Raw genomic sequence first — 26,265 nt, forward strand, 5'->3', positions numbered from 1 at the left:
CCCCTCATCTTGACGCCTGGTCGCCTTGCTCCCGGCAAACCGGCACCGGGGGCGTGGACATCTGTGGCGGTTGTCCGCCGGCCGCCACGCAGACCGTCGCGGCGGCCAGTCGGCTCGATGCCAGAACACTCTTCGCGGCGCCCCCCGCCCCACCTGCGAAGCTGAACACCCCCGGCATGTTGTCGACCGCGCGTAGCCGCAGCCCGCCCTCATCGGCAAAACAGTCGACGCCTGCGGCCGACCACTGTGGCGACGGCAGTCGCCCGTCGAGGCCGAGAACGGCGCGGGCGACCTCCGAAACCCGATCCACGTACGCCGGGTCGGGGCGGTCGTCCCCCGGAGCTGCTCCCCACGCCGCGGTGGCGACACCGAGCAGTAGGGACCCGACTCCATAGGACCGGCAATACAACGTGGACAGATCATCGACGAGGCAGCCGAGGTCCGGTCGCGCCAGCGGGTATACGCCGTACTGGATTTGTCGGGTGCGCAGCGACACGGGAACCAGTGCGCTGGTCCACGCACCGGCCGCGACCACCACGACGTCGTGATGCCGGACGTTGCCGCCCACCGTCACGGCTGGCCCGGCTGTGACCGAGGCGACCGCCTCGTGGCGTACCCGAACACCCAATGCGGTGGCCCGAGTGACGGCATAGTGGCGCAACGCATCCGGACGGATGTGCCCCGCGTGCTGCTCGACGACCGCGAACGTGCCCTCCGGCCGGGGGGCGAGGCCGAGGGCCCGCGCCACCTGTCCGGCCGGCACCAGCCGGGCGGAGCCGCTGAGCGCGCCGCCCAACAGGGCGAGCTGGCGGTCCGGATCGACCTCCGGGCGCAGAAAATAGTAGGAGGGCGACTCTTGGTATCCGCTTGCGTGGGCCAGCGCGGGGTCGCGGCGAAGCTCGGCGAGGCTCTCAGCCGCCAACCGACACTCGTCGAGGTTCGTCTCGAAGCCCCGGACCAGTCCACCGGAGGCGACCGTGGCATCTCGGCCGCGCGTCGCCGCGCCCAGGTACAACTCGATGCGAGGTCCCCCGATATACTCGGCGAGCCGCAGCGCGAGCAGGGAGCCGGCCAGGCCTCCGCCGATGACGGCCACTGGAGTCCGCATCGATCAGGCTCGGCTGGCATGTGGGCCGAACCGTGTACGTCGTGCGGACCGCCGGTTGAGCCCGCGCATGATCACTCCGACTCCACGGTGGGGAAGGTGTCGCTGTGGCAACTGTGGTTGCAGACGATAGAGATCAGTCGACGTTCCGACAACCAACCAGGAAGCCCTGGTGTAGGGCGCGCAGGGCCACCATCTAGGCCCTCACCACGTCCTTTTCCATCGAACGGGCTGATCCGGCTGGCTTGCAGGCGTCCAAGTGTCGCTTTTCGTCTGTCAAACCTCGACGTTCGGTCGCGCTTCCTCCACCGGGGCCGCGGCGTTGGCGATGCGGTCGTCCGGGCTCGGCTGAACGGCCACCAGGACCACAGCGGCGGCCGTCAGCACCGCCGACGCACCGATGGTGACGGTGTAGCTGTGCTGCAGGTCAGCGAGAATCGCCCCGACCTGGCTGGTCGCTGCCACGGCGAGCATGTGGACTGCCCAGAGCACCCCGAGCGCGGTGCCGCGGACCCCGGGCGGCAGGACCCGGGTCGCCCACACCGTCGTGGCGACCACGGTGGCCAGATAGCTCGCGCCGAAGACCGCACCGAAGGCGATGACGGTGGCCGGGGAGTTGACGAACAGCAGCATGACCATGGCGGTGGCGCGCATCGCATAGGCGCCGATCAGCGTGGCCCGTGTCCAGCCGAGGTCACACAGTCGTCCGGCGGCCAGCGCGCCGATGATTTCCAGCGCGCCCAGCACCGCCACCGCCGAGGCGCCGACCGAATCCGAGATGCCGTGGTCGTGTAGGTGCGGGAAGAAGTGCACGTCGATGAAGGCCATGGTGGTCCCACAGCCGATGAAGGCCAGCACCAGCGCGCGCATCTGCGGGTGGCGGAACGTCGTGGCCGTCGCGCTCCAGAACGACACCCTCGGTGCCACCCTGGCCGGCTGCCGGCTGATGGACAGGCGGACCAACGCCAGGGACAGGGGCAGCAGTACGACGAGGAAGACCACACCGATGGCGAACAGCACCTGGTTCCAGGACATGGTGTCGTCCAGATAGGTCCACAGGGGAACCAGCACCATGAATCCCACCGCTGCCCCGTTGGTCAGCAGCGCGTAAAACAGACCACTGTTGCGCCCCTGGAACAGTTGGTCGGCCAGCACGCCCAGTGGCACGAAGGAGAGCATCGTGACCGCGACGGCACCGACAACGCCATAGGTGAGGACGAACATCCACAACTCGGTGGCCATGGCACTGAGCAGCAACACGATGCCGTTCAGGGCGGTGCCGATCGCCAGCACCGGGATCGCGCCGATCCGGTCAGCGAGGTGCCCGATCACCGACGATGTCACCGCGGTAATCACAGCGAACAGGGTGGTCGCGATCGCCAGACTGCCGCGGCTGACGTCGAAGCCGTCCGCGATGTTCAGGAAATAGACCTGGACGGTGCTTTTCAGCGAGGAGCCGGCGAGCGAAATCAAGAAACTGGCCACCGCCGCGAAGGTCGCAAAGGCCGTGCCCACTTTGGCGGTCCTGGTCATTGGATAGCCTCTGCTTCGGAGAGTGCCGACTACAAGCGCGATTGCGGAGACATCCTGGCATGAGCATCAGCCCCTGACCAGGGGCGGTCGATCGTGGACCGCGCGTCAGAGCCGGTGGATGCCGCGGGTGGGCCGGTCGGGAAGTTCACGACCTGCGAGTCGATCGAGGTTGCGGACCGGCTGAACCGTCTGAACGGTGGATGATGGCTGGGTGGTTTGGCGTGGGAGACCCACCGGATGGACACCAGGCCCTGGAGAACAGCATCCGCTCCTGGATCCAGGCGGCGAAGCCGTGCATGACTGGTGGGACGCCTCCGACGACCAGGTGCTGGCCTGCCCGCGCCACGCTCTGGTGGAGGTTGGCGGGGTCCTACCGTCGGCCGGACGGATCGTCGTCGCGCGGCTCGACGGGGCAAGGATGATGGATGTCGACCACGCCTTGTACGAGTTCTCCGCCGCGCTGCTCTTTTCCGGTTACTTCGGCTGGAACTGGGACGCGCTGTCCGACTGTCTTCGGGACCTGAACTGGTTACCCGCAGACGGGTACCTCATCGTCTTGGAGAACGTACCGCTGCTGTTGTCGGACGAGACCGAGGAGCGGCACACCCTGTTCCGGATCCTGTCCCGGGCGGCGCGTGCGTGGGCGAATCCGCTCGGACGGCCGGGCGGCAGGGGCGTCCCATTCAGGGTGCTGCTGCTCTGTGACGGTGACCAGGAGGCGGCGGTGCTTCGGCTGGAGTTGGCCGACGCGACGCGGAAGGATCGGTGACTCCGACCTCGGCGGTGCGCCGGGCCACCCAGCCCGTCCGGGATCTGACGTCGCGCGCCGGACGTCACCGGGTCGTCGTGGCGCCGCCGCCGCTGCCCCGGTCGTCGAGCACGAGCGGGGCGCGACCGTTCACCGCGTACCGGATGTGGGTGACCTGCGGGGTCGGGATGACGCGGGTCGGCGTCAGCTCGATGCCCTCCTTGCCGCCGAGGTCCAGGTCCGCGTCGAACAGCCGCAAGCCGGTGCCGAGCACGACGGGCACCACATGCAGTTCCAACTCGTCGAGCAGGCCGGCCTTGAGCACCTGCCGCACGAGGCTTCCGCCGCCGGCCACGGCGACGTCCTTGCCGCCCGCCACGGCGCGCGCCTGCTCGACCGCGCTGGCCACGCCGTCGGTGACGTACGTGAAGCTGGTGCCACCGCCGCGCAGCAGGGGCTCGCGGGGGCGGTGCGTGACGACGAAGACCGGCGCGCGGAACGGCGGCTCGTCGCCCCAGGGCACCTCACCGCCGTCGGCCATCCGCCGCCCCATCACGTACGCCCCGGCGGACCCGAACGACTCCGCGACCACGTCGGAGTTGGCGTCCTGCTCGCCACCGGTGAAGCCCTGCCGCTCGCGCCACGACAACGCGTCGGTGGCCCAGCGGGTGACCCGGAAGAACTTGGCGCTCTCGGCCGAGTCGATCCAGTCGCCGTCGTCAATGTGCTGCGGGCCTGCGTAGAACCCGTCTACCGATATCGATAGCTGCGCGGTCACCTTCGTCATCTCGCGTTGTCCCTCTCCGTCCGGCGGCACCCCGGTGCCCCACCGGAGTGGGGTCGGAGCCGATCGGGGAAACCTAGCGTGACAGTACGACAACCGGCGTCATCATCCGTCGGTGGCGAGGCGGGCGTGCAGGTGCATGTCGTGCCAGCCGTCGGCGTGCAGTCCCTCGCCGCGCTTCGTACCCTCGGCGGCGAAGCCGGCCCGCAGCGCAACCCGGCAGGAGGCGACGTTGGCCGTCGAGTGGGTCAGCTCGACACGGTGCAGCCCGAGTGCGCCGAACAACCAGGCGGTCACCGCCGAGAGCGCCCGTGGGGCGACGCGCCGTCCACGTGCGGCCGGCAGCACCCAGTACGACACCTCCGCGAGCCCGTCGGCGAGGGCGAGCCGGCGAAGGCTGACCTGCCCGACCACCTCGCCGGCGTCGAGCACCGCCCATCCGGCGCCGGTCTCTGCCCGCCACCGGTCCGGCCAGCCGGCGATCCAGTCGCGGGCCTCGTCGTCGGTCATCGACCGGTCATGCCAGCGTTGGATCGCGGGGTCGGCGTACGCGGACACGACAGCGGGGCGGTCCGACGGCTGCCAGGGCCGCAGCAGTACGCCGTCGGCGGCGAGTTCGGGCTGGGCGAGCGCCGCCAGCGTGCCCGGCGGGACAGCGGGCGCGGCGAAGTACGGCACCCGTCGACTGTAGGACAGCCGCCGCCGACCTCGGCGCCCCGTGACCGGCTCGGTCGATCGCCGGGTAGCAGCTCGAATCGAGCGTCAGGGCATCCTTGCCCGCGAGGTTCCGCCGCAGCTCATCGTGGTGGTCGACGAAGGTGCGATCCGGCGTGCGGGCGAAGGCGCGGAAAAGTTGATGTCAGCGCAGCTACTGCATCTTGCAGCCTGCGCCGAGCGGCCCAACACCAGTGTTCACGTCGTCCCTGCGGACGCTGGCCTTCATGCAGGCTTGTCTGGCCCGCTGTCGCTGGCGCACCTGGAGGACGGTAGTTGGGTGGGTCACCTCGAAAGCCAACTCGGCGGCGACGTCGTGGACCGCCCGGCAGAGCTGGATACGCTTTTCGAGCGGTGGGAGAGCATCCGAAACGAGGCGCTGTCGCGGCGACAGTCCCTAGATCTGATCAAGGAGGGGGCGAATCAATGGACCTGACTGAGCCTGACCGACCACCAGCACGGCAAAGCGCCCGCCCCGAGCTTGGGGACGGGCGCTTTGCCGTGCTGTGGACATCGAGGCTGCGTGCGGCTTACGACCCTGATGCCCGACCGATGCTGCCCACCAACTCAGCCCGCGGTGACGGTGAACACGACCGGCCCGCCCGGCAGCGTCTGGCTGTCCGAGCGGTCAGGCATGTTCCACCGGCTGCTCATCCTGGCCGCGTCGTCGAGCGCGAAGCCCACGGTGTACGCGCCCGGCTCCAAGCCGTCCCAGGGCAGGTACACCGAGGCCGTGACGGTGCCGTCGGCGGCCTGATTGGTGCCGCCGTACGACTGGTACACCACCTCCCCGTCGGCGTCGTACAGGTACACCCCGATGCCGTCGATGGGCGCGACCCGCACCTCCGCCTGGATGGTGAGCCTGAGCGAGCGCTGCGCCACCTCGCTCGCCGGCAGCGACGCCGGGTCCAGGGTCGCGCCCAGGGCTACCGGCGGGGTGGTGCTCGGAATTTGCGTGATCACCAGCTCAGGGTCGGGCGCCTCGAACTCCCGGCCGTACAGCGCCACGTTGCCAGCACCGTCGACCACTGCGATGCCCTCGACCTCGCAGCGTGTGGTCTGCTGGTAGACCAACACCGGGATGGCGATCCGGCCGTCCGCCTTGACGGTTGCGGTGCCCTGCTGCTGGCAGCCACCGTCGAGATCGACGTGGACCGCCGATACGCCCCTCAGCGCGCCGGTGACCGCCATGGTCAGCTCGGCCGTCACGCTGTCGCGCCAGTTGTTCACCGGGTTGGGGCTGATCGCGAAACCGCTCGCCTGCACCGCCGTGTTGTAGGTTGCGGTGATCGACGGTGCGGTGGGGTTCTTGTACGTGGTGGTGCCGCCCGCGTTGTTCCACAGGACCAGCGAGGCGATCCGCCAGTTCCCCGGCGTCGCCCCGGCCGGCAGGGTCACCCCGATGGCGCACGGCATGTAGATGCCGTCCCGCTCACCGCCGCTGACCGCTCCGCAGCGGAACCCGGTGCTGGACTCCTCACGTTCCCAGGTGAACGCCGTGGTGACGCTCTGCCCGCCCGGCCCGGCGAGTCGGATGCTGCCCTTCCAGAAGCCTGACTGCCCGTCCTGCACGGTGAAGTCGTAGTAGGCGGTGACCGGCCCGTTGCCGAGGTAGAAGTAGGGCCTGCGCGAGGAGTGGAGCCCGATCGAATCGATCGTCGGCCCGGCGGAGTCGACCAGCGTCAGTGCCGTGAACCGGTATCCGAACGACTGCAACCGGGTGCCCGAGACGGTCGCGGTGGTGCCGTTGGCACCGATCGTGACCTTGGTGACCTCCCACGTCGCGGTGGCTGCGTCGGCATACCGCCGCACCGGCAGGTGGAACGAGTAGGTGGACTCCTGCGGAGTGCCGGACTCGTAAACGGCGTCGCCGCAGCAGGTCTCCTGGTAGCCGTAGCGCGCCACCCAGTCGTGGCCGATCAGGGCGCCGGTCACCGTGCTGCGCATCCGCATGGTCACCACGCCGTAGACCGATTGGGCCTCCGGGTCGGTGTTGGTGACGGTCCACGTGAGCTTGTTGGCCGTGCCGTCCTCGGTCACGTCGACGGTGGAGTGCTCGAAGGAGAGGGCGGTCAGTGCGAGTCGCGGCACCGCCGCCTGAGCTGCGGTCGCGCCGAACACGGTCGCGGAGACCGTGACGACGAGGGCCAGCGCGCCGGTGACCAGCCGCCGCGCGAAGGGAAGAAGCATGAGGATTTTTTATCAGCGTACGAAGATTTTCGCTGCCCCTTTATGGACTGACGCCGTCGCGAGCTACGTCAGCGGACGAACGTGAACAGCCCTCCGTCGGCGGTCAGTGGCAGCCGGTCGCCCGGCGGGACGGGGACGTACGCTGGCGATCATGCGGATTGGCATCGTGATCCTCCCGGAACAGCGCTGGTCGGCCTCGCAGCACCGGTGGCGGCAGGTGGAGGAGTGGGGCTTCGACCACGCCTGGACGTACGACCACCTGGGCTGGCGGGACCTGGTCGACGGGCCCTGGTTCGACTCGATGATCACGCTGACCGCTGCCGCTACGGTGACCTCACGCATCCGGCTCGGCACCCTGGTCGCCTCGCCCAACTTCCGGCACCCGGCGGCGTTCGCCCGGCAGATCACCGCCCTGGACGACGTCTCCGGTGGCCGGTTCCTGCTCGGCGTCGGCTCGGGCGGAATCGGCTTCGACTCGGCCGTGCTGGGCGGGGAGACGCTGCCGCCGCGGCAGCGCGTCGACCGGTTCGCCGAGTTCACCGAGCTGCTCGACCTGATTCTGCGCGAGGACGGGACGACCTGGCGCGGCGACTGGTTCGCCGCCGTGGACGCCCGGAACAACCCCGGCTGCGTACAGACTCCCCGGGTGCCGTTCGTGATGGCCGCCAACGGCCCCCGTTCGTTGCGGCTGGCGGCCCGGTTCGGGCAGGGCTGGGTGACCACGGGCACAGGCGGCGACGACCTGGAGAGCTGGTGGGGGACGGTGGTCGACCTCGCCGCCCGGATGGACCGGACGCTGGACGAGGCCGGCCGCGACCCGGCCACCCTGGACCGATACCTCATCCTCGACTCCGCCCCGGTCTTCTCGCTGAGCAGCGCGGACTTCTTCGCCGAGCAGGTGGGGCGGGCCGCCGCGCTGGGCTTCACCGACGTGGTGACCCACTGGCCACGGGCCAGCAGCTGGTACGCCGGGGACGAGGGTGTCCTGGTGGACGTGGCCACCCGCCTGCTGCCCGAGCTGCGACGCCTGCCCAGCGCCTGAGCAGCCACACCCCGCCGGCCGTACGCGGCCACCGCGCCGCTGCTGCACCGGGCCGACGTGGCGGAGCCGCTGGCGCGGGCGACGGCGCCGTTTCTGCTGGTCGGCGGGACCGGCGACGACTCCTGGGACGGCGCGGCGGCCCGCCGGCTCAGCCCGCACGTGCTGGAGATCGGCGGGGCCGACCACGCGCTGCTGGTGCCCGGCCCGTTGGCCCGTTCGGCCGAGGTCCTGGGCCGGGTCTGCACGGCCGTCGAGCGCTTCCTCGACTGATCCCGCCGTCGGGCGCTGACCGGCGGGACGAGGGCTCAGATGAGCTGCCCGGCGTAGCCGGCCGCCGCCAGGATCCGCTCGTCGCCGGTCGCCGCGTGCGCGTCGAGCACCGCGTCGGCCAGCTTCACCACATGCGCGTCGCCGTGCCGGGCGGCGCGGGCGAACACCTCGGCTGGGGTGCCGGGGGCCACCGCCGGGGGTGCGCTGCCGACCGGGTCGGCGTAGACGGCGGTCACCGCCGCCGTCGCGGACCAGGCCGCGGCGAGGCTCGACGCCCAGAGGCCGGGGTTCAGCGCCGGCAGGACGCGACTCACCGCCGTCGGCGCGGTCACCGCGTGCACCAGCATGACCGGCTCCCCGTGCCCGTACCGCAGGTAGTCGAGGCCGGCCCGGTGCGCCAGCTCGACGAGCCCCCGCTGCGCCTCGGCCGGGGTCCGCGCGGGCCGCAGCGCCGCGAGCGCGGCCGTCCACCCGGGTACGTCGGGCAGCCGCACCAGCCGGTCGCGGATGCCGCCGGTGCGGTCGGCGATTCGGGGCAGCCCGGCCAGCGCGGCGGCCACCCCGAGCCGCCCGCCGTCCGGGCTCCGGGGGTCGGCCGCATCGGCGCCCGGCACCGGCTGCCAGCGGGCGGCCCAGTAGCCGAGCGCCTGACCCAACTCGGTGAGTCGGGCCGGGCTGGTCTCGTCGGCATGCAGCGCCCGCACGGCGTGGCCCACCCGGATGACGCCGTGGGTGGCGCCCGCGGCGATACCCGGCAGCAGCCGGGGCCACCAGGCACCCAGCACCTCCCGCCAGGGGCGTTCGCGCAGTTCCCGGTCGAAGTGCGCCAGCCAGTCACCGGACCGTTTCGGGTCGCCGAGCGCCTCGCGCCAGTCGTCGATCGGCCGGATGCCGCGCGGCAGGTCGTCGAGGCGGCGCAGGTAGGCGTCCAGCCAGCGGTGCACCCGATCCCCGTGCCCGTGCCGGATCAGCGCCTCCGCCGCCATCGGCCCGTGGTTGGAGAGCCAGCCCTCGTACTCGGGGCCGGTGCGGTGCAGCCGGTCATACGCCTCGTTCAGAATCCCGTCGTCCATGCCCCGGATCGTCGAACATGAAGCTTCCTTCAAGTCAACCGGCGGGGCTCAGCCCAGCCGGGCGGCGTCGAACAGGCCGCGTACCCGAAAATCGGCGGCGACGGCGGGCGGGCAGTCGGCGACCACGGCGGAGGTGCCGAGGACCTCGGCGCCTCGGGCGGCGCAGATCGCGTACAGGGCGTGGAGCTGGGCGCCGGTGGCCACCCAGTCGTCGACCACCAGCACCCGGTCGCCGGGGCCCAGGTGTCGGTCTCGCACGCCCAGCTCGACCCGGCGGCCCCGGAAGTCCGGTGGGCTCTGCGCCCAGGTCGTCGCCCCGGCCGGCAATCGCCCGTCTCCCGCCTTGTACGCCGGCACGAAGCCCACGCCGAGGGCGGTCGCGGCGAGCGGGCCGAGCAGCAGGCCGGTGACCGCGGGGGCGAGGACAACGGTCGGCCGGGCGTCCCGGAAGGGCGCGGCCAGGGCCGGCCCGAGCGCCGCGAGGACCGTCGGATCCCGCCACCAGCCGGAGACGTCGCTGACCAGGTGGGTGCTCTGCGGGCCGGGATCGACCCAGCGGAACAGCTCGACGAGTCGTGCGCTCAGCTCAGCGGGCATGCCACCCATCCTGCGGCATCCTGGCGGCGCGGGGCCCTGGCGGCCCGGCGGGGGGCGGGGCCGAGCGGGCCACCTCACCTCGGATGATCGGCTACACGTATGCGAGCAAATGCCCTCATACCACCGTGATCACGTTGACTTCGGAAGTGCTTCTCTCGTTACGGTCCGGGCCGGTTTGTTCTCCACGACGAAAGGACCGGGCCTGTGGCTGGTAGGCACTCCCGAATTCGTATGTTCTCCTCGCCGGCCGGCATCGCGGCCACCGCCGCCGTCGGCGTCGCGCTCGTCGTCGGCGGGACCGTCGGCGCCGTCCAACTCACCTCCGGCGAGCCGGCGACCTCCCGGCAGGTCATCGCCGAGAGCCCGGCGAGCGCCCCCATCGCCCCGGCGTCGCCGAGCGCCAGCCTCTCGCCGAGCGCCAGCCCGTCGCCCACGGTCACCGCCAGCCCGCAGGTGACCCGGTCCCAGGCCGCCTCCCGGGGCAAGGCCCGCACCGCCGCGCCGAAGCCGACCGCCACGACCAAGAAGCCAGTCGCCACGACGAAGAAGCCGGCCCCGACCAGCACGGTCGTCGACAGCGGCTCCTGCGGTGCGTCCTTCTACGCCGAGGGGCAGCTCACGGCCAACGGAGAGACCTTCAACCCCGGCGAGCTGACCGCCGCGCACAAGACCCTGCCCTTCAACACCAAGGTCCGGGTGACGAACCCGGCGAACGGCAAGTCGGTCACCGTCCGGATCAACGACCGCGGTCCGTTCATCGACGGCCGCTGCATCGACCTGTCCCGGGCCGCGTTCGCGACCATCGCCTCGGTCGACGTCGGCGCGCTCACGGTGAAGTACGAGGTCCTGGGCTGACGCGGTGACCGGGGTGCCGGGGCAGGGGTGGGCGGTGCCGGGTGGGTCGCACCGCAGCCCGGGCGGGCAGAACATCCTGGGACGACGGGCCAGGCTCATTCACCGGCTCACGTCCATCAGGCATGCTGTCCCTCGTACGCACACATGCCTTTCAGCCGGGCCGAGGCCCGCTGAGCCCCGGATCCCGCGCCGGCCTCGGCGCGGCCCTCGTGCTGCTCGCGGTCATCTCCGCGGTGGAGTTGGCGGACGGACGTCCGGCGCACTACATCGCCCTCATGGTCGCCGCGCCCTTCCTCGCCGCCGCGCTCGCCTCCTGGCGGGTCGTGATCGGGGTGGGGGTCCTCGCCAACGTCATCGGGTCCGCCTTCGCCTTCATGGAGCCGACCAGGTCGTTGGTGACTGCGGTCAACGTGGCCGGCATCGCGCTGGCCACCGCGATCGCGACGGTGGTGGCCGCCGTCCGGCAGCGCCAGGCCGAGCAGATCGCCGAGCTGTCCAAGCTGGCGGCGGTGGCCCAGCAGGCGGTGTTGCGTCCGCTCGGCCCGCAGGTGGGCAACCTGGCGGTGGCCGGGCGTTACATCTCGTCGACGGCGACGGCCGAGATCGGCGGCGACCTGTACGAGGCGATCGACACCCCGTACGGCGTGCGCATGATCATCGGTGATGTCCGGGGCAAGGGGCTGGACGCCGTCCGGCTGGCCAGCATCGTGCTCGGCTCCTACCGGCACGTGGCGTACGAACGGGCCGACCTGCGTGCTGTGGTGACCGATCTGGACCGGGCGGTGGCCCGGAACGTCGGCGACGAGGACTTCGTGACCGCCGCCCTGGTCGAGGAGCGCGGCGGGACGTTGACCATCGTCAACTGCGGCCACCCGGCGCCGCTGCTGCTGCGCCGGGGCGCGGTGATCTCCCTCGAACCGCCGGCGCCCGCCCCGCCGCTGGGCTTCATGCCGGTGGTTCGGCCCCGGGTCGAGCGCCTGGAACCCGGCGACCGGCTGCTGCTCTTCACCGACGGCCTGGGCGAGGCACGCCGGGACGGCGAGTTCTTCCCGACGGCGGACCGGGCCTGGCGGCTGCTCGGCCACGGGACGGTCGGCGACGGGCTGGCGTCGTTGGAGACCGCCCTGGTGGAGTGGGTACACGGTCGGCTCGACGACGACATCGCCCTGGTCCTGATGGAGTACGCCGGCCCGAGCAGCACGGCGACCGCACCGGTGCCGAGCTGGGAAGTTGGCGCCGCCGAGGGCTGACTGGCCCGCCGGCCCGACGCCTCGTGGGCACACGAAGCACAGGTGTGTAATTGCCGTCACTTCAGCGAGCGGCTTGTCGTTGCCTACCGGTGAGTAATACAGTCTGGGTTACTGATCGGTAACACCTGTCCGGAAGCGGGGCCAGCAGCATGACCCACTACAAGAGCAACCTGCGGGACCTCGAGTTCAACCTGTTCGAGGTCTTCGGGGCGGATCGGGTGTTCGGCCAGGGGCCATACTCCGATCTCGACGTCGACACGGCCCGCACCTTCCTCGCCGAGATGGACCGCCTCGCCCGCGAGAGCCTGGCCGCCAGCTACACGGACAGTGACCGGAACCCGCCGGTCTTCGACCCGGCCACGCACACCGCCCCGCTGCCGGAGTCGTTCAAGAAGTCGTACCAGGCGTACATGGACTCGGAGTTCTGGCGGCTGGACCTCCCGGCGGAGCTGGGCGGCACCAACGCGCCGCGCATCCTCTGGTGGTCGCTCGCCGAGCTGGTGCTCGGCGCGAACGCCCCGATCTGGATGTACTCCTCCGGCCCGTCGTTCGCGCCCCTGCTGAACACCGAGGGCAACGAGCAGCAGCGGAAGTGGGCCAAGCTCTTCATCGAGAAGCAGTGGGGCTCCACCATGGTGCTCACCGAGCCGGACGCGGGCTCGGACGTCGGCGCCGGCCGCGCCCGCGCCGTCCCTCAGCCGGACGGGTCGTGGCACATCGAGGGCGTGAAGCGCTTCATCACCTCCGGCGAGCACGACCTGAGCGAGAACATCGTGCACTACGTGCTGGCCCGCCCGGTCGGCGTCGAGGGCGTCGGCGGCCCGGGCACCAAGGGCCTGTCGCTTTTCATCGTCCCGAAGTACCACTTCGACTCCGAGACCGGCGAGCTGGGCGAGCGCAACGGCGTCTACGCCACCAACGTCGAGCACAAGATGGGCATCCGGGTCTCCAACACCTGCGAGATGACCTTCGGCGAGCACGGTGCGCCGGCGAAGGGCTGGCTGCTGGGCGACAAGCACGACGGCATCCGGCAGATGTTCATGATCATCGAGTACGCCCGGATGATGGTCGGTACCAAGGCGATCGCCACCCTCTCCACCGGCTACCTCAACGCCCTGGAGTACGCGAAGAACCGGGTGCAGGGCGCCGACCTGATCCAGCAGGCCAACAAGGCCGCGCCCCGGGTCACCATCACCCACCACCCGGACGTGCGCCGCTCGCTGATGCTTCAGAAGTCGTACGCCGAGGGCCTGCGCGGGTTGGTCTGCTACACCGCCTCCTGGCAGGACCGGGTGACCATGGCCGAGGCGGCCGGCGACGAGGAGGCGACGAAGATCGCCAAGCGGGTCAACGACCTGCTGCTGCCGCTGGTCAAGGGTGTCGGCTCGGAGCGGGCGTACGAGATGCTCAGCCACGAGTCGCTCCAGACGTTCGGCGGCTCCGGCTTCCTCCAGGACTACCCCCTTGAGCAGTACGTCCGGGACGCCAAGATCGACACCCTGTACGAGGGCACCACGGCCATCCAGAGCCTCGACCTGATCTTCCGGAAGATCGTCCGGGACAACGGCAAGGCCCTGATGACGGTGGCCGGCGAGATCCAGGAGTTCATCACCTCCGAGGGCGGCAACGGCCAGCTCAAGCAGGAGCGGCAGGCGCTCGGCAAGGCGCTCGCCGAGATCCAGAACATGATCGGGGTGCTGACCGGCTGGCTGGGCGAGGCGCAGGCCGGCGACCCCCGGACGCTGCACAAGGTCGGCCTGGGCAGCCGCCGGTTCCTGCTGGCGATCGGCGACCTGGTCGTCGGCTGGCTGCTCCAGCGGCAGGCCGACGTCGCCCTGCGCGCCCTGGCCGGCGAGGTCTCCGCCGCCGACAAGGCGTTCTACACCGGCAAGGTGGCCGCGGCGAAGTTCTTCGCCGGCGAGGTGCTGCCGCGCATCGGCGCGGACCGGCGGATCATCGAGAACGTCGACCTCGACCTGATGGACCTCCCGGAGGAGGCATTCTGAGTCGCTGAGGCACCACCACGGCGACACCTGGCGGCCGGTGAGCGTAATTGCTCGCCGGCCGCTGTCGTGTTCGTGCCGGTCCGGGTGGCCTCTGCCGCTATCGCCGAGCCTGTCCCGGGTAGTTGCCGGTCCGGGCGGGTAACCGTGGCGCGGACGTCGTCAGTGAACGCCCAGAGCCACCGCACGTGGGGGTGCAGCGCACATGGGCATTGGTAGCGGAATTTTCCTGATCGTCATCGGCGCGATCCTGACCTTCGCCATCCGGGCGAACGTCTGGTGGGTGGACCTGCGCGCGGTCGGCTGGGTGCTCATCCTGGCGGGCCTCGCCGTGCTGCTCACCACGCTCTGGTTCTGGCAGGACCGGCGCAAGCGGGCGCGCACCCTGATCGTGGAGGAGAACCGGCTGTCGCATCCGACCGCGATGATGCCGCCTCCGCCCGACCCACCGCCGCCCACGGCACCCCCGTCCTGAGCGCCCCGGTGCGAGCAGGGGCCCCGATCGCACCGGGGCCCCTGCTCCACCATCCCCCACCTCCCCACCGCCCACCTCCCCACCGCCCACCCCCGCCCCGCCCCCGCCCCGCCCTCCCCACCGCCCGCCCCCGCCCCGGCCCGCCCCCGGCTCGGTGATCATGGAGTTATTGCCGTCCGGCCGGCGTGTCTTTGGCTATAACTTCATGATCACCGAGGTCAGGTGGGGTGGGGAGGCGTGGGCCGGGGGTGGGTGGGGGCTGGGTGGGGGAGGGCTGGGTGGGGGAGGGGTGGGTGGGTAGTTCAGCTGCGGGCGGTGTGGCGGGTGGCTAGGTCGGCGTGTCGGAGCTCGGCCCACGGCAGTCGGGTGCGGTGCACCACCAGGCCGGTGGTGCGCAGACCCTCCTGGTTTGCCCGCTGTGGGTCGAGGAATGCCGAGAGCAGCGAGATGCCCGGATTGTGGGCGACCAGTAGCACCTTCGTAGCCTCCGGCGGGGCCGACCGCACCAGCGTCAGCAGCCCCGCAGGCCCGGCCTCGTACGCGCCCGGCTCGTAGCGCACCGGCGGCTCGTAGCGCACCGGCGGCGCGGGGGTGGCGGGCCCCGTCTGGTCCGGCGAGCCGGCCATGCCTGACGCCACCCCGTGCCAGGTCTGTCGGGTACGTCTCGCGGTCGAGCAGAGCACCACGTCGGGAAGCAGGCTGTGTCGGGCCAGCCAGGCACCGGCGGCGGCTGCGTCGGCGTGCCCCTGTGCGGTCAGTCGTCGGTCGGCGTCCGTGCCGTCACCCGGCGGTTCCGCCTTGGCGTGCCGTAGCAGCACCAGCGTCCGGTCCATGCCTCCGAGTTCCGTCATGGACCGAGCTTGCCTGATTGACGATCAAAGCGCCTGGGTATGTCGGTGGGTGCCGCAACCTCATCAATGGCCCGCGGCGGGTAGTAGCGCCAGCTGACAGCCAAGGAGGCGACACAATGGGCATTGGTGCCAGCATCTTCCTCATCGCACTGGGTGCGATCTTCGCGTTCGCCGTACAGGCCGACCTGGGGTGGCTGAACCTCAGCGTCGTCGGCTGGGTGCTGATGCTCGCTGGGATCGTCAGCCTGTTCACCACCCTCTACTTCTGGAACCGGGGCCGCCGGACCGTGGTGACCACCCCGGTGCAGGGCAATCGCGTGGTGGCCGACCGGGTCGTGCCGGTGCAGGGCGAGCCAGTCGTGCAGGAGTACCGCGAGGTACGCCGCCCGGGTCGGACGGTCTGACGTCCGACCGACCGCAACAACCGCCCGACCGCAACAACCGGCGGACCGGCAACCGATGGACCGGCAACCGATAGGCCGGCGCAATCGATGGGCCGATGGGCCGAGGGAATGGCGATCGGCGCAACCGCACACACAGACTTCCGAGGGCCTCGCAACGGCGCGGGGCCCTCGGGGCATGCCCGGGCTGCGGGGCTCAGGCGAACAGGGCGAAGTAGATCGCGATGTGGTGACAGGCGGCGGCCACCAGGGTGCAGGCGTGGAAGAACTCGTGGTGACCGAAGACTGTGGGCCACGGGTTGGGCCGGCGTAGCGCGTAGCAGACCGCACCGACGCTGTAGATCGCGCCGCCGATGGCGATCAGCACCAGCGCGGTGACCCCGCCCTCGCGCAGGATCTGCGGCAGCATCGCCACCGCCACCCAGCCGAGTGCCAGGTAGAGGGGGGCGGAGACCCAGCGTGGCGCGTGTGGCCAGATCAGTTTCACCGCCACGCCGCCCAGCGCGCCGCTCCAGACCAGGGCGAGCATGATGGTCGCGTGCCGGGTGCCCAGCAGCAGGATGCAGAACGGCGTGTAGGTGCCGGCGATGAACATGAAGATCATCGAGTGGTCCATCCGGCGCATGATCTGGTAGCCGCGCTCCGACCACACCCGGCGGTGATAGAGCGCGCTGGTGCCGAAGAGCCCGCACACGGTCAGGCTGTACACCAGGCAGCTCACCAGCGGGGCCCAGCCGGGCCGGCCGGCCGCGACGGCGCAGAGCACGATGCCGCAGACGAGCGAGACGAAGAACGCGTAGGCATGCAGCCAGCCGCGCATCCGGGGCTTACCGATGTCGACCGGCTTGAGTCGAAGCGGTGCGGAGGTCGTCACATCCCTAGGTTACGGCACCGTAGGTTACGTTGAAGTAGTACGACCCGTCGCGGGTTTGAGGAATTCGTCGCCCTCGCCCGCCGCCGGATCGGGGATCATGGCGGAATGCGGATCCGGCCCGTCGGCACGAACGCCCTGCTGCTCGACTGCGACGACTCCGAGCAGGTGGAGGGTTGGCGCGCCGAGCTGTGGCACCGCCGGGAAACCGGCGAGCTGGTGGCCGTGGAGATCGTCCCCGCCGCCCGTACGGTGCTGCTCGACGGGGTGCCCGATCCCGAGCGGGCCGCCGCGCTCATCGTCGGCTGGATGCCCCGGACCCCCGACCGGGCCGGGCCCGCCGACGAGGTCGAGGTCCCCGTCGCGTACGACGGGGAGGACCTGCCCGTCGTCGCCGGCCACTGGGGGGTGGGCGTGCCCGAGGTGATCCACCGCCTCACCGGCACCGAGTTCCGGGTCGCCTTCTGCGGGTTCGTCCCCGGGTTCGCGTACCTGACCGGGCTGCCGGCGCGGTGGGCGGTGCCCCGACTGGCCACGCCCCGGCCCCGGGTGCCGGCCGGCTCGGTCGCCCTGGCCGGCCCGTACGCGGGGATCTATCCCGGGCCGTCGCCGGGCGGCTGGCTGCTGGTCGGACGGACCGATCTGACCCTGTTCGACGTACGCGCCGACCCACCGGCCCGGCTCAACCCCGGCACCCGGGTCCGGCTGGCGGCGGCGTGACCGGCCGGCCTGGTCAGCGGCTCGGCCTGCTCAACCCGGGTCACGGGCACCCCCTCCGCGTCCTGGAGGTTCTCCGGGCCGGCGCGCTCAGCACCGTGCAGGACCAGGGCCGGCCCGGCTGGGCGCATGTGGGCGTACCCCGGTCGGGTGCGCTCGACCCGGCGGCGCTGCGGCTGGCCAACCGCCTGGTCGGCAACCCGGAGACCGCCGCCGGCCTGGAGGTCACCCTGACCGGCTGCGTGCTGCGGCTGACCCGCGCCGGCACGGTCGCGATCACCGGTGCGGACGTCGACGTCCGGGTCGGCGACCGGCCCGGCGACGTCGGTCGGCCGCTGGCAGTGCCGGCCGGAGCGGTTGTCCGGGTCGGCCCGCCCCGGTCGGGGCTGCGCAGCTGGCTCGCGGTGGCCGGCGGGATCGCCGTCGAGCCGGTGCTCGGCAGCCGGTCCACCGACACCCTCGCGGGCCTCGGCCCGCCCCCGCTGCGCGACGGCGACACCCTGCCGCTCGGCGACCCGCCCGGCGACCCCGCCCCCGTCGACCTGACCGTCGGGCGGCCGGTGCCGACCGAGCTGCGGCTCCGGCTGCGCCTCGGCCCCCGGGACGACTGGTTCACCCCGGACACGCTCGACCTGCTCTTCGGCACGGCGTACACGATCAGTGCCGTGAGTAACCGGGTGGGCACGCGACTGACGGGCGCGCCGCTGCCCCGCGCGGTCGCCGGTGAGCTGCCCAGCGAGGGCATCGTGCTCGGCGCGGTACAGGTGCCCGCCGATGGCCAGCCGTTGATCTTCCTCGTCGACCATCCCACCACCGGCGGGTACCCCGTCGTCGGAGTGGTGGACGACGTGACCGGGCTCGCGCAGGCCCGACCAGGGACTACGGTGAGGTTCCATGGACCTCAACGCTGACCTCGGCGAGGGATTCGGCATCTGGCGGCTCGGCGACGACGAGGCGCTGCTGGACCTGATCACCTCGGCCAACGTCGCCTGCGGCTTCCACGGCGGCGACCCATCCACCATGCGCCGGGTCTGCGCCGCCGCCGCCGAGCGCGGGGTCGCCGTCGGAGCCCAGGTCGGCTACCGCGACCTCGCCGGCTTCGGCCGCCGGCACATCGCGTACGCCTACGCCGAGCTGCGCGACGAGACCACCTACCAACTCGGCGCACTCGACGCGTTCTGCCGGCCGTTCCGCACCCGGGTCCGCTACCTCAAGCCGCACGGCGCGCTCTACCACGCGGCGGCGGCCGACGAGGCGCAGGCCGCCGCGCTGGTCGCCGCCGTCAAGGACTACGACGACGAGCTGCCGCTGCTCTGCCTGCCCGGCTCGGTGCTCGCCCAACTCGCCACCGGCGCGGGCATCCGGGTGGTCGCCGAGGGCTTTGCCGACCGGGGCTACCTGCCCAACGGCGCGCTGGTGCCCCGCACGGTCGACGGCGCGCTGGTCACCGACCCGGAGCAGGTGGCCGCCCGGGCCGTCCGGATGGCCACCGAGCGGACCGTGGTCGCGGTCGACGGCAGCGTCATTCCCTGCCCGATCGACTCGATCTGCCTGCACGGCGACACCCCGGGCGCGGTGGCGTGCGCCGCTCTGGTGCGCGCCGCGCTCCTCGACGCGGGGGTCACGCTCACCCCGTTCGCGTGAAAGGAAGGGCGTTAATGCATTCGCCCTTCCCTAACCGCGCACCGGACCAGCGGCGGCGGGTGCTCAGGCGTCCAGGCCGCGCAGGACCAGCGGCAGCCGAGCGGCGCCGCCCTCGACCACCCGGACCGGCACCCCCCAGTCCTGCCGGGTCAGGTGGCAGGCCGCGTGCTCCACGTCGGCGTCACACGTCGCCGCCTGGGCAATCACCTGAAGCACCCCGCCGGCCACGGCACCGTCGACCACCAGCCGGCGGGACAACTCCGTGCCGGTGCCCGCCCCGTCCAGCAGCAGCTTCGGCGGGGACGCCGACACCACCAGCCGGGTCGACGGCCCGTACGTCTCGTCCAGCTTCTGCCCCGGGGCCGGGGTGAAGACGATGTCCAGCGTCACCTCGCCGGCCGCCACCTCCGTCGGCTTGCGTTCGGTGCGGTGCCGGGGGCCGTCGACGGTGCTCGCCCCGGCGGCCGACAGCGCGCCCGGAGCCAGCCGGGTCAGCCGGTGCGCGGCCGACTCGACCACCAGCACCCCGCCGTCGGCGGTCAGCACCAGGTCGCTCGGCTCGGCCAGCCCGTCGGCGACCGTGGACACCTGACCGATCCCCGGGTCGAAGCGGCGGACCGCCCCGTTGTACGTGTCGGCGACCAGCACCGAGCCGTCCGGCAGTGCACACACGCCCAGCGGGTGCTGCAACAGCGCCCGATCGGCCGGCCCGTCGACGTGGCCGAAGTCGAACAGCCCCTGCCCGACGGCGGTGCCCACGACGCCGTTCTCGACGTACCGGACCGCACTGGTCTCGCTGTCGGCGATCCACAGCCGTACGCCGTCGGGCGAGACCGACAGGCCGGACGGCTGCGCCATCCACGCCTCGGCCAGCGGGCCGTCGCGCAGCGCCTCGACGGTGGTACCGGCGTACATCCCGGCGGTGCGGCGGATCGGGTCGAACCACCAGAGCTGGTGGATGCCGGCCATGGCGACGATCACCCGGTCGTCGTACCAGGCCACGTCCCAGGGGGAGGAGAGGTCGACCGAGAGCGCGTCGTGGGCGTGGTCGTCCACGACCGAGCGCCACTGCCGGCCGGTGCCGGCGACGGTGACCACCTCGCCGGTGCTCAGCCGTACGCCGCGTAGCAGGTGGTTGACGGTGTCCGCGACGACCAGGTCGTATCCGGCGACCTCGGCCGCGTGCTCCGGCAGCCGGCACAACCCCTGTGGCTCGGAGAACGCGGCGGCACCCGCCGGACCGTCGTCCCGCCCCCGCTCGCCCGAGCCGATCCGGCGGACCAGGGTCTCGCCGTCGGGTGCCAGCTCTACCAGGGAGTGCCGGGCCGAGTCGGAGACCAGCAGGTTCCCACCGTTGAGCGGGACGGCCTTGCCGGGAAAGCGCAGGGTCGTCTCCGGTTCGCCCGGTGGCACGTACGGGCTGTCGCCCCGGTGCAGAGTGCCCTTCGCCTCGTGGGTGGCGACCAACTCGTCGATCAGCCGCGCCAGCCCCTCGGCGTGGCCCTCGCCGGCCATGGTGGCCACCACGTACCCCTCGGGGTCGATCACCGCGAGGGTCGGCCAGGCCCGGGCCGCGTACTGCTGCCACATGTCCAGCTCGGGATCGTCCAGGACGGGGTGGTGCACGCCGTACCGCTCGACGGCGGCGGCGAGGGCGTCCGGGTCCTTCTCGTGCTCGAACTTCGGCGAGTGGACGCCGATGACGACCAGCACGTCGGCGTACTTCTCCTCCAGCGGGCGCAGTTCGTCGAGCACGTGTAGGCAGTTGACACAGCAGAAGGTCCAGAAATCCGCTACGACGATCTTCCCCCGCAGGTTGGACAGCTTCAGGTCCCGCCCACCTGTGTTCAGCCAGCCCCGTCCGCGCAACTCGGGGGCCCGTACTCGTGCGCTCATCCCCTCAGTCTGCCCGACGGGGACGCCCCCGTCGGCTCCACACCCCGTAACATACTCGGGGTGTGCCACCAGGTTTCACGTGGGCCCCACCCCCGTCGGTTCGCTACTTGGTGGACGGCTTCAGGCAGAGCACCTTCTTCGGCACGTTGCCGGGAAGATCGACGTACGGCTGGGTCAGATCGGCGCACTCCGCCTTCTTGTTGACCTTCGATACCACGGTGAAGGCGCCCTCGCCACAGGCCACCGCCTTCGCCTTCTCGTTCACGCAGGAGCCGACCGGCGGGTCGAACGGGGACGTCTTGTCGCCGCCGACCTTGCCGAGCAGCATGAGCAGGCCGAGCGGGATCGCGAGGATCAGCACGGCGGCCACCAGCACGAGGGCCAGCACCCGCCCGTTGCGGATCTTCGGCGTCGGCGCCTCGGTCTCCTGCTCGACCGGGTCCGGCTTGAACGAGTCGAACCGGCCCTGTTCCGGCTCCGCGTCCCAGGACGTTCCGGACTGCTGGCCCTGCGGGAAGGCTGGTTCGTCGAACGGGTTCGAGCCGTGACCCGGCATCGGGCCCTGCCCAGTGGTGCCGCCGCTGACCGGGGCCGCCGGGCCGCCGAACTGGTCGCCGTCGTGCGGCCGGACCCCGTTCACCGGGCGGTTGCTGGCCGGGGGGTCCACGAAGGACGGCACGCCGGGCGGGAAGGCGGGCGGGAAGGTGGACGCCCCCGGAGCGGACGCCGCCCCGGCGGCCGGCCCGTCGCCGTACCCGTGCTGCTGGGCGGGCTCGTCGAAGCGCTGCGGCCCCCGGTCGTCGAACCGCTGCTGAGGCCCGGGCTCGTCGAACCGGCCCTGGGGAGCCTGCTCGTCGAACCGGCCCTGGGACCCGCGCTCGTCGGAGTGGCCCTGCTGGCCCGGCTCGTCGAAGCGGTGCGGCGGGTTGTGGTCGGGGTGGAAGGAGTGCTCCTCCGCCTGCTCCGGCTCGTCGGCCGGCTCCGGCTGGGCGGGCCGGCCGTACACGCGGGGCTGTGGTGCGGGCGTGCCGCCGGGCCGCAGGGCCTGGTCCGTCGGGGGCATCACCCGGCTGTTCAGCGGGACGGACGCGCTCGCCGAGACGCTGCCCGCCGCACCGGCCGCGGACTCCTCGGCCTGGGGCAGGGGTACGGCGGCCCGGGCGGCCGGCCCGCCCTCCGGCGAGACCCGGGGGACGGGTACGACCGGGCCGGCCGGCGACTGCGACTCCTCAACACGGCCCCAGCCGTTGTCGGCACCTGCCGGCTCCGGCTCGTACGCCGACGGCCCGCCCTCGCGCCCGGCCGGCTCGGCGGACACCGGTGGCTCGGCGGCCGGAGCGAACTGGGCCGGCGGCACGAAGCCGGTCGGCCGGCTGGCGGCCAGGCTGGCACCGGGCACCCGGTGCTCCTGCGGTGGCAGCGGGACGGCGTTGGCCGCCGAGATTCCCGGGCCGGGGGCCGGGGAGTACAGCGGCCGGTCTTCCGACCGCTCGGGCTCCCAGGCGTTGCCGGTCGACGGGGGTGCGGCGGGCTCCGCCTCGGCGGCACGCCCCCACGCCTCGCCCGGTGCCCACGGCTCGACCTCCGGCACGGGGGGCAGCTCCGGCGCGGCGGGCCGCTCGGGCCGGTCCGTCCCGGGCCACTGCTGGCTCTGCTGCTGGCCCTCCACCGGGGTGCCCCACGGGTGCGGTCCGTCCGCGCCGACGGTGGCGGTGGCTCGTGCCGGCGGGGCCGAGGTCGGCTCCGCCGACGCCCAGGCCGGGCCGGCCGGCCGGTCCTCCTGCTGCTGCGGCGCCGGAGCCGCGCCCCACGTGCCGGGTTGGCCCGACCCGTCGGTACCGGCCCAGGCGTTCTGCTGGGGCTGTTCGTCGGGCTGATCATTCGTCGCGACCCAGCCGCCGGAGCGGGACGGGTCGTCCTGCTGGCCGCCGGCGTTCCAGCCGTCGGAGCGGTTGGGGTCGTCCTGCTGTGCCGGGGAGGAATCGGCCTTCCAGCCGCCGGAGCGGTGGGGGTCGTCCTGGCCTGACCAGGCGTCCTGGGGTGGGGTGGCCTGGCCGGGGACGGGGACACGGGCGGCGCCCCGGGCGGCGGGTGCGGGCTGGCCCCAGGCGGCCTGCGCCTGCTCGGCCTGGCCGGCGAAGGCAGGCTGGTCGGCGGGTGCCCAGCCGCCCGGGCGGGCGGGATCGTCACCCTGCTGGCCGGCGTCGTCCTGTTGGCCGCCAGCGTTCCAGCCGCCGGAGCGGTGGGGGTCGTCCTGGCCTGACCAGGCGTCCTGGGGTGGGCTGGCCTGGGGTGGGGTGGCCTGGGGTGGGGTGCCCTGGCCAGGGACAGGGACACGGGCGGCGCCCCGGGCGGCGGGTGCGGGCTGGCCCCACGCGGCCGGTGGCTGCTCGGCCTGGCCGGCCCAGGACGGCTGGGCCGGACCGTCGGTCGGTGTGGTCGGGTCCCAGGCGGGTCCGGGCTGGTCGTCCTGCTCCCAACCCGCCGCGGGCTGGTCGTGCTGGCCCCAGGCGGGCTGCGGCGCGGCGGCCGGCGGACCCCACGCGTCGGGCCGGGCCGGCTCCGGCTGCTGCCCCGGCACCCGAGCGGCATCCCACGCGGCGGTCGCCGGCTGATCGTCCCGCGTTGCGGTGGCACCCCACGCGGCGGTGGGCGGCTGGCCGTCCTGCGGGGGGGCACCCCACGCGGCGGTGGGCGGCTGGTCGTCCCGCGTTGCGGGCGCATTCCATGCTGCGGTGGCCGGCTGGTCACCCTGTGGTGCGGAGGCGCCCCAGGCCGGGACCGGCGGCTGGCCGCCCTGCGGGGCGGCGCCCCACGCAGCGGTCGGTGGTTGGGCGTCCTGTGTTGCGGGGGCACCCCATGCTGCGGTGGCCGGCTGGTCGCTCTGGGCCTCCCAGGCGGGAGCGGGCGGGTTCGGCCGGGTCGCGGGGGGCGGCGGTGCCCAACCCAGGTCCGGGTTGGCGACGCCGTACGGCGCCGGTGCGCCGGTGCCCGGCGACACCTCGTCCGGCTCTTGGCCGGGGTGGTGCGGGCCCTCGGACGTCATCGGTGCGCCTCCTCCATCACATGTCGGCCGCCGATGCCGACGGTGCGTCGGCGGGGGTGCCGCCGTCGCCGGCGGTACCGGCCGTGGGGGCTCCCCGCACCGTATCCGGTGGCCGCCCGCGGCATCCGGGGAGCACCGGTCGTCACTCCACGTCGCCGGACGGTGTCGAGCAGCATCTATCGGCACGACGGGTCCGGGCGGGCGGTTGACGACCGAGCACCACCGTACCGGGCGGGGCCGCCGAGGCGGAATCCCGGTGTCAATCGGGCCGAAACGCCGACGACCCGCCCGGGTCCACCGGGCGGGTCGTCGAACTGGGGAGGTGAGGAGGGTAGGAGACGTCAGCTCATGTGACGCTGGGCGATGGCGAGAAGCTCGTCACGGACCGCGGGCGAATTGGCGGAACGCAGCGCGTGCTCGATGGCGCGGGCACGGCGGTTCGCGTCGCGGCGGGTGCGGATTCGCTCGATCATGCTCATCTGGGTCTCTCCTCCTGGCTATTCGGTTGTCAGCCCTGGTGTCTGGCTCTATTTAAGCGCACCGCGAGCAGGAAATCCATCGATCCTTAGGTGAGCTGGAACACCGGCCTACGGATCGTAGGTCAACGGTGGCTTGGGCCGGCACTTTCTTCCCCCAAATGGCAACAGCCGGTGTGCCGGGCGTTAACCCGTGGCACACCGGCCGTTGCTGGTGTCGTGGACCGGTCAGGTCCAGGCGAGCAGCGCCGCCTCCGGGTCGGAGAGGAAGTCCCCGATGTCGCGGAGGAACTTCGACCCGAGCTCACCGTCGATGATCCGGTGGTCGAAGGAGAGACCCAGCGTGGTCACCTGACGCGGGCGGACCTTGCCCTTGTGCACCCAGGGCATCTCGCGGACCGCGCCGAAGGCCAGGATCGCCGACTCGCCCGGGGGCAGGATCGGGGTGCCGGTGTCCACCCCGAACACGCCGACGTTGGTGATCGTCAGGGTGCCGTTGGACATGTCGGCCGGCGAGGTCTTCCCGGTCTTGGCCGTCTGCACCAGGCCGGTCATGGCGTCCGCCAACTCGCGCAGCGAGAGCCGGCCGGCGTCCTTGATGTTCGGCACGATCAGCCCGCGCCCGGTGGCCGCCGCGATGCCCAGGTTGACGTAGTCCTTGACCACGATCTCGTCGCCGGCCCACGTCGAGTTGACCAACGGGTGCCGTTTGACCGCCAGCAGCACCGCCTTGGCCACCAGCAGCAGCGGCGAGACCCGCACGTCGCGCCACTCCCGCCGGCCGCGAAGCCGGTCCAGGGCCTTCATGGCCCGCGTCACGTCGACGGTCAGGAACTCCGTCACGTGCGGGGCAGTGAACGCCGAGCGGGACATGTTCTCGGCGGTTAGCTTGCGTACCCCCTTCACGGGGATGCGCTGCTCGCGGTCTGCGCCGAAGCCGGCGACCATCGTGGCCGGGGCTGTCACCGTCAGCGGCTCGGCCGCCGCAGTCGCGGGGCCGCTCGCTGCCAGCTGCACATCCTCCCGGGTGACCGAGCCCAGAGGCCCCGACCCGGTCAGCGTGGACAGGTCGACGCCGAGGTCCTTGGCAAGCTTGCGCACCGGCGGCTTGGCCAGCACCGGCCCGCCGGTCCGCCCGGCGCCGTTCACCGAGGACGCGGCCGGGGCCGCCTGGACCGGGGCCGCCTGGACCGGGGCCGCCTGGACCGGGGCCGCTGGGACCGGAGCAGGGGAGGCCGGGGAGGCGGCCTGCACCGGGATGCCTGCCTTGCGCGGGCGGCGCTTCGCCGCCGTGGTGCGCGGGCCGTAGCCGACCAGGACGGCGGTGCGGCCGCCCGGGGCGGGGCCGCCGATCAGGCCCGGCTCGACCGCACCCTCGCTCGGGGCCACCTCGACCGCCGCCAGCGAGGCCGCCGACGGGGTGGGCAACGCCGCGTCGGGAGCGCCGGTCGTCGACTCCTCGATCGGGCCCGCGCCCGGGTCGGTGTCGATCGCGATGATCGGCGTGCCGACCTCGATCGTGCTCCCCTCCGGGTGGAAGATCGACCGCACCTGGCCGGCCCACTTCGCCGGGATCTCGACGGCGGCCTTGGCCGTCTCCACCTCGACGATCGGCTGGTTCAGCTCGATCGTGTCGCCCACCTTGACCAACCAGGCGAGGATCTCGCCCTCGGCCAGGCCCTCACCGAGGTCGGGCAGGTTGAATTCCTTGATTCGCGACATGC

At 72.4% G+C, this 26,265-nt stretch carries 25 protein-coding genes; 12 read left to right on the plus strand and 13 right to left on the minus strand.

Translation table 11 applies throughout. From position 1 onward, the window contains the following. Positions 1–4 precede the first annotated feature (4 nt). Entirely contained in the window at positions 5–1,108 is a 1,104-nt protein-coding gene (locus tag SNR22_RS15210) for an FAD-dependent oxidoreductase (protein ID WP_320067222.1), read from the minus strand. Positions 1,109–1,381: 273 nt separating this feature from the next. Further along, positions 1,382–2,638: an MFS transporter gene (locus SNR22_RS15215; protein ID WP_320067223.1), complete on the minus strand. Its 1,257-nt coding sequence runs from the start codon at positions 2,636–2,638 to the stop codon at positions 1,382–1,384. A gap of 292 nt (positions 2,639–2,930) precedes the next feature. On the opposite strand from SNR22_RS15215, the gene SNR22_RS15220 reads away from it, so the two are divergent. After that, entirely contained in the window at positions 2,931–3,407 is a 477-nt protein-coding gene (locus SNR22_RS15220) for a barstar family protein (protein ID WP_320067224.1), read from the plus strand. A gap of 64 nt (positions 3,408–3,471) precedes the next feature. On the opposite strand, the gene SNR22_RS15225 is transcribed toward SNR22_RS15220, so the two are convergent. Together SNR22_RS15225 and SNR22_RS15230 are read right to left on the minus strand one after the other, a co-directional pair. Further along, positions 3,472–4,173: a dihydrofolate reductase family protein gene (locus SNR22_RS15225; protein WP_320067225.1), complete on the minus strand. Its 702-nt coding sequence runs from the start codon at positions 4,171–4,173 to the stop codon at positions 3,472–3,474. A 102-nt stretch (positions 4,174–4,275) separates the two neighbouring features. Then, a complete protein-coding gene (locus SNR22_RS15230; protein WP_320067226.1) occupies positions 4,276–4,848 on the minus strand; it encodes a GNAT family N-acetyltransferase in 573 nt (190 codons plus the stop codon). A 40-nt stretch (positions 4,849–4,888) separates the two neighbouring features. On the opposite strand from SNR22_RS15230, the gene SNR22_RS15235 reads away from it, so the two are divergent. After that, positions 4,889–5,320, plus strand: a complete 432-nt coding sequence (locus SNR22_RS15235; protein WP_320067227.1) for a DUF5753 domain-containing protein — start codon at positions 4,889–4,891, stop codon at positions 5,318–5,320. Positions 5,321–5,451: 131 nt separating this feature from the next. Here SNR22_RS15235 and SNR22_RS15240 read toward each other — a convergent pair whose 3' ends face one another. Beyond that, a complete protein-coding gene (locus tag SNR22_RS15240) occupies positions 5,452–7,074 on the minus strand; it encodes a hypothetical protein (protein ID WP_320067228.1) in 1,623 nt (540 codons plus the stop codon). A 151-nt stretch (positions 7,075–7,225) separates the two neighbouring features. On the opposite strand from SNR22_RS15240, the gene SNR22_RS15245 reads away from it, so the two are divergent. Then, the gene (locus tag SNR22_RS15245; protein WP_320067229.1) at positions 7,226–8,116 is read left to right on the plus strand and encodes an LLM class flavin-dependent oxidoreductase; all 891 of its coding nucleotides are present in this window, start codon (positions 7,226–7,228) and stop codon (positions 8,114–8,116) included. Positions 8,117–8,173: 57 nt separating this feature from the next. Next, a complete protein-coding gene (locus SNR22_RS15250) occupies positions 8,174–8,386 on the plus strand; it encodes a hypothetical protein (RefSeq protein WP_320067230.1) in 213 nt (70 codons plus the stop codon). Between the two features lie 35 nt (positions 8,387–8,421). Here SNR22_RS15250 and SNR22_RS15255 read toward each other — a convergent pair whose 3' ends face one another. Further along, positions 8,422–9,459, minus strand: a complete 1,038-nt coding sequence (locus SNR22_RS15255; protein ID WP_320067231.1) for a questin oxidase family protein — start codon at positions 9,457–9,459, stop codon at positions 8,422–8,424. A gap of 48 nt (positions 9,460–9,507) precedes the next feature. Next, positions 9,508–10,056 carry a phosphoribosyltransferase family protein gene (locus tag SNR22_RS15260; RefSeq protein WP_320067232.1) on the minus strand — a complete coding sequence of 183 codons (549 nt, stop codon included), beginning with the start codon at positions 10,054–10,056 and terminating at the stop codon, positions 9,508–9,510. Between the two features lie 204 nt (positions 10,057–10,260). Between SNR22_RS15260 and SNR22_RS15265 the strand changes: the two genes are divergently transcribed. The 4 genes from SNR22_RS15265 to SNR22_RS15280 all read left to right on the plus strand — a co-directional run bounded on the left by SNR22_RS15265 (position 10,261) and on the right by SNR22_RS15280 (position 14,639). Further along, on the plus strand, positions 10,261–10,911 hold the full coding sequence (locus SNR22_RS15265; RefSeq protein WP_320067233.1) for a septal ring lytic transglycosylase RlpA family protein: 651 nt from the start codon (positions 10,261–10,263) through the stop codon (positions 10,909–10,911). 122 nt (positions 10,912–11,033) lie between these two features. Beyond that, entirely contained in the window at positions 11,034–12,161 is a 1,128-nt protein-coding gene (locus SNR22_RS15270) for a PP2C family protein-serine/threonine phosphatase (protein ID WP_320067234.1), read from the plus strand. 149 nt (positions 12,162–12,310) lie between these two features. Then, complete coding sequence (locus SNR22_RS15275) at positions 12,311–14,167, plus strand: acyl-CoA dehydrogenase (protein WP_320067235.1); 1,857 nt, start codon at positions 12,311–12,313, stop codon at positions 14,165–14,167. A 202-nt stretch (positions 14,168–14,369) separates the two neighbouring features. After that, positions 14,370–14,639 carry a DUF6458 family protein gene (locus SNR22_RS15280; RefSeq protein ID WP_320067236.1) on the plus strand — a complete coding sequence of 90 codons (270 nt, stop codon included), beginning with the start codon at positions 14,370–14,372 and terminating at the stop codon, positions 14,637–14,639. 302 nt (positions 14,640–14,941) lie between these two features. Here the strand turns inward: SNR22_RS15280 and SNR22_RS15285 are convergent, their stop codons facing one another. Further along, positions 14,942–15,490 (minus strand): SixA phosphatase family protein, encoded by a 549-nt coding sequence (locus SNR22_RS15285; RefSeq protein ID WP_320067237.1) that lies wholly within the window; start codon positions 15,488–15,490, stop codon positions 14,942–14,944. Between the two features lie 116 nt (positions 15,491–15,606). Here SNR22_RS15285 and SNR22_RS15290 point away from each other — a divergent pair, with 116 nt between their 5' ends. Next, positions 15,607–15,894, plus strand: a complete 288-nt coding sequence (locus SNR22_RS15290; RefSeq protein WP_320067238.1) for a DUF6458 family protein — start codon at positions 15,607–15,609, stop codon at positions 15,892–15,894. A gap of 193 nt (positions 15,895–16,087) precedes the next feature. Here SNR22_RS15290 and trhA read toward each other — a convergent pair whose 3' ends face one another. Next, the gene (gene trhA / locus SNR22_RS15295; RefSeq protein ID WP_320067239.1) at positions 16,088–16,765 is read right to left on the minus strand and encodes a PAQR family membrane homeostasis protein TrhA; all 678 of its coding nucleotides are present in this window, start codon (positions 16,763–16,765) and stop codon (positions 16,088–16,090) included. 105 nt (positions 16,766–16,870) lie between these two features. Between trhA and SNR22_RS15300 the strand changes: the two genes are divergently transcribed. From SNR22_RS15300 to SNR22_RS15310, 3 genes are read left to right on the plus strand one after another with little or no spacing between them, the layout of a single operon-like run. Continuing rightward, the gene (locus tag SNR22_RS15300; RefSeq protein ID WP_320067240.1) at positions 16,871–17,482 is read left to right on the plus strand and encodes an allophanate hydrolase subunit 1; all 612 of its coding nucleotides are present in this window, start codon (positions 16,871–16,873) and stop codon (positions 17,480–17,482) included. Further along, positions 17,380–18,390, plus strand: a complete 1,011-nt coding sequence (locus tag SNR22_RS15305) for a biotin-dependent carboxyltransferase family protein (RefSeq protein ID WP_413775648.1) — start codon at positions 17,380–17,382, stop codon at positions 18,388–18,390. The genes SNR22_RS15300 and SNR22_RS15305 overlap by 103 nt, the downstream gene beginning before the upstream one ends. Next, positions 18,374–19,123, plus strand: coding sequence for a 5-oxoprolinase subunit PxpA (locus SNR22_RS15310; RefSeq protein WP_320067241.1), 750 nt, complete (start codon positions 18,374–18,376; stop codon positions 19,121–19,123). The genes SNR22_RS15305 and SNR22_RS15310 overlap by 17 nt, the downstream gene beginning before the upstream one ends. A 63-nt stretch (positions 19,124–19,186) precedes the next feature. Here SNR22_RS15310 and SNR22_RS15315 read toward each other — a convergent pair whose 3' ends face one another. The 4 genes from SNR22_RS15315 to SNR22_RS15330 form a co-directional block, all read right to left on the minus strand. After that, entirely contained in the window at positions 19,187–21,019 is a 1,833-nt protein-coding gene (locus tag SNR22_RS15315) for an NHL domain-containing thioredoxin family protein (protein ID WP_320067242.1), read from the minus strand. A gap of 103 nt (positions 21,020–21,122) precedes the next feature. After that, positions 21,123–24,065: a hypothetical protein gene (locus SNR22_RS15320; protein WP_320067243.1), complete on the minus strand. Its 2,943-nt coding sequence runs from the start codon at positions 24,063–24,065 to the stop codon at positions 21,123–21,125. A gap of 341 nt (positions 24,066–24,406) precedes the next feature. Further along, positions 24,407–24,544 (minus strand): hypothetical protein, encoded by a 138-nt coding sequence (locus SNR22_RS15325; protein ID WP_242795666.1) that lies wholly within the window; start codon positions 24,542–24,544, stop codon positions 24,407–24,409. Positions 24,545–24,769: 225 nt separating this feature from the next. Beyond that, the gene (locus tag SNR22_RS15330) at positions 24,770–26,263 is read right to left on the minus strand and encodes a dihydrolipoamide acetyltransferase family protein (RefSeq protein ID WP_320067466.1); all 1,494 of its coding nucleotides are present in this window, start codon (positions 26,261–26,263) and stop codon (positions 24,770–24,772) included. Between the last annotated feature and the right edge of the window lie 2 nt (positions 26,264–26,265).

Source organism: Micromonospora sp. RTGN7 (assembly GCF_033804645.1).
Lineage (GTDB): Bacteria > Actinomycetota > Actinomycetes > Mycobacteriales > Micromonosporaceae > Micromonospora.

Excerpts from the sequence above, each read along its gene's own strand:
- SNR22_RS15320 (WP_320067243.1), bottom strand. The coding sequence starts at position 24,065 with ATGACGTCCGAGGGCCCGCACCACCCCGGCCAAGAGCCGGACGAGGTG.
- SNR22_RS15210 (WP_320067222.1), bottom strand. The coding sequence starts at position 1,108 with ATGCGGACTCCAGTGGCCGTCATCGGCGGAGGCCTGGCCGGCTCCCTG.
- SNR22_RS15270 (WP_320067234.1), top strand. The coding sequence starts at position 11,034 with ATGCTGTCCCTCGTACGCACACATGCCTTTCAGCCGGGCCGAGGCCCG.
- SNR22_RS15240 (WP_320067228.1), bottom strand. The coding sequence starts at position 7,074 with ATGCTTCTTCCCTTCGCGCGGCGGCTGGTCACCGGCGCGCTGGCCCTC.
- SNR22_RS15255 (WP_320067231.1), bottom strand. The coding sequence starts at position 9,459 with ATGGACGACGGGATTCTGAACGAGGCGTATGACCGGCTGCACCGCACC.
- SNR22_RS15300 (WP_320067240.1), top strand. The coding sequence starts at position 16,871 with ATGCGGATCCGGCCCGTCGGCACGAACGCCCTGCTGCTCGACTGCGAC.
- SNR22_RS15330 (WP_320067466.1), bottom strand. The coding sequence starts at position 26,263 with ATGTCGCGAATCAAGGAATTCAACCTGCCCGACCTCGGTGAGGGCCTG.
- SNR22_RS15215 (WP_320067223.1), bottom strand. The coding sequence starts at position 2,638 with ATGACCAGGACCGCCAAAGTGGGCACGGCCTTTGCGACCTTCGCGGCG.
- SNR22_RS15325 (WP_242795666.1), bottom strand. The coding sequence starts at position 24,544 with ATGAGCATGATCGAGCGAATCCGCACCCGCCGCGACGCGAACCGCCGT.
- SNR22_RS15260 (WP_320067232.1), bottom strand. The coding sequence starts at position 10,056 with ATGCCCGCTGAGCTGAGCGCACGACTCGTCGAGCTGTTCCGCTGGGTC.
- SNR22_RS15225 (WP_320067225.1), bottom strand. The coding sequence starts at position 4,173 with ATGACGAAGGTGACCGCGCAGCTATCGATATCGGTAGACGGGTTCTAC.
- SNR22_RS15245 (WP_320067229.1), top strand. The coding sequence starts at position 7,226 with ATGCGGATTGGCATCGTGATCCTCCCGGAACAGCGCTGGTCGGCCTCG.
- SNR22_RS15280 (WP_320067236.1), top strand. The coding sequence starts at position 14,370 with ATGGGCATTGGTAGCGGAATTTTCCTGATCGTCATCGGCGCGATCCTG.
- SNR22_RS15290 (WP_320067238.1), top strand. The coding sequence starts at position 15,607 with ATGGGCATTGGTGCCAGCATCTTCCTCATCGCACTGGGTGCGATCTTC.
- SNR22_RS15310 (WP_320067241.1), top strand. The coding sequence starts at position 18,374 with ATGGACCTCAACGCTGACCTCGGCGAGGGATTCGGCATCTGGCGGCTC.
- SNR22_RS15275 (WP_320067235.1), top strand. The coding sequence starts at position 12,311 with ATGACCCACTACAAGAGCAACCTGCGGGACCTCGAGTTCAACCTGTTC.
- SNR22_RS15285 (WP_320067237.1), bottom strand. The coding sequence starts at position 15,490 with ATGACGGAACTCGGAGGCATGGACCGGACGCTGGTGCTGCTACGGCAC.
- SNR22_RS15315 (WP_320067242.1), bottom strand. The coding sequence starts at position 21,019 with ATGAGCGCACGAGTACGGGCCCCCGAGTTGCGCGGACGGGGCTGGCTG.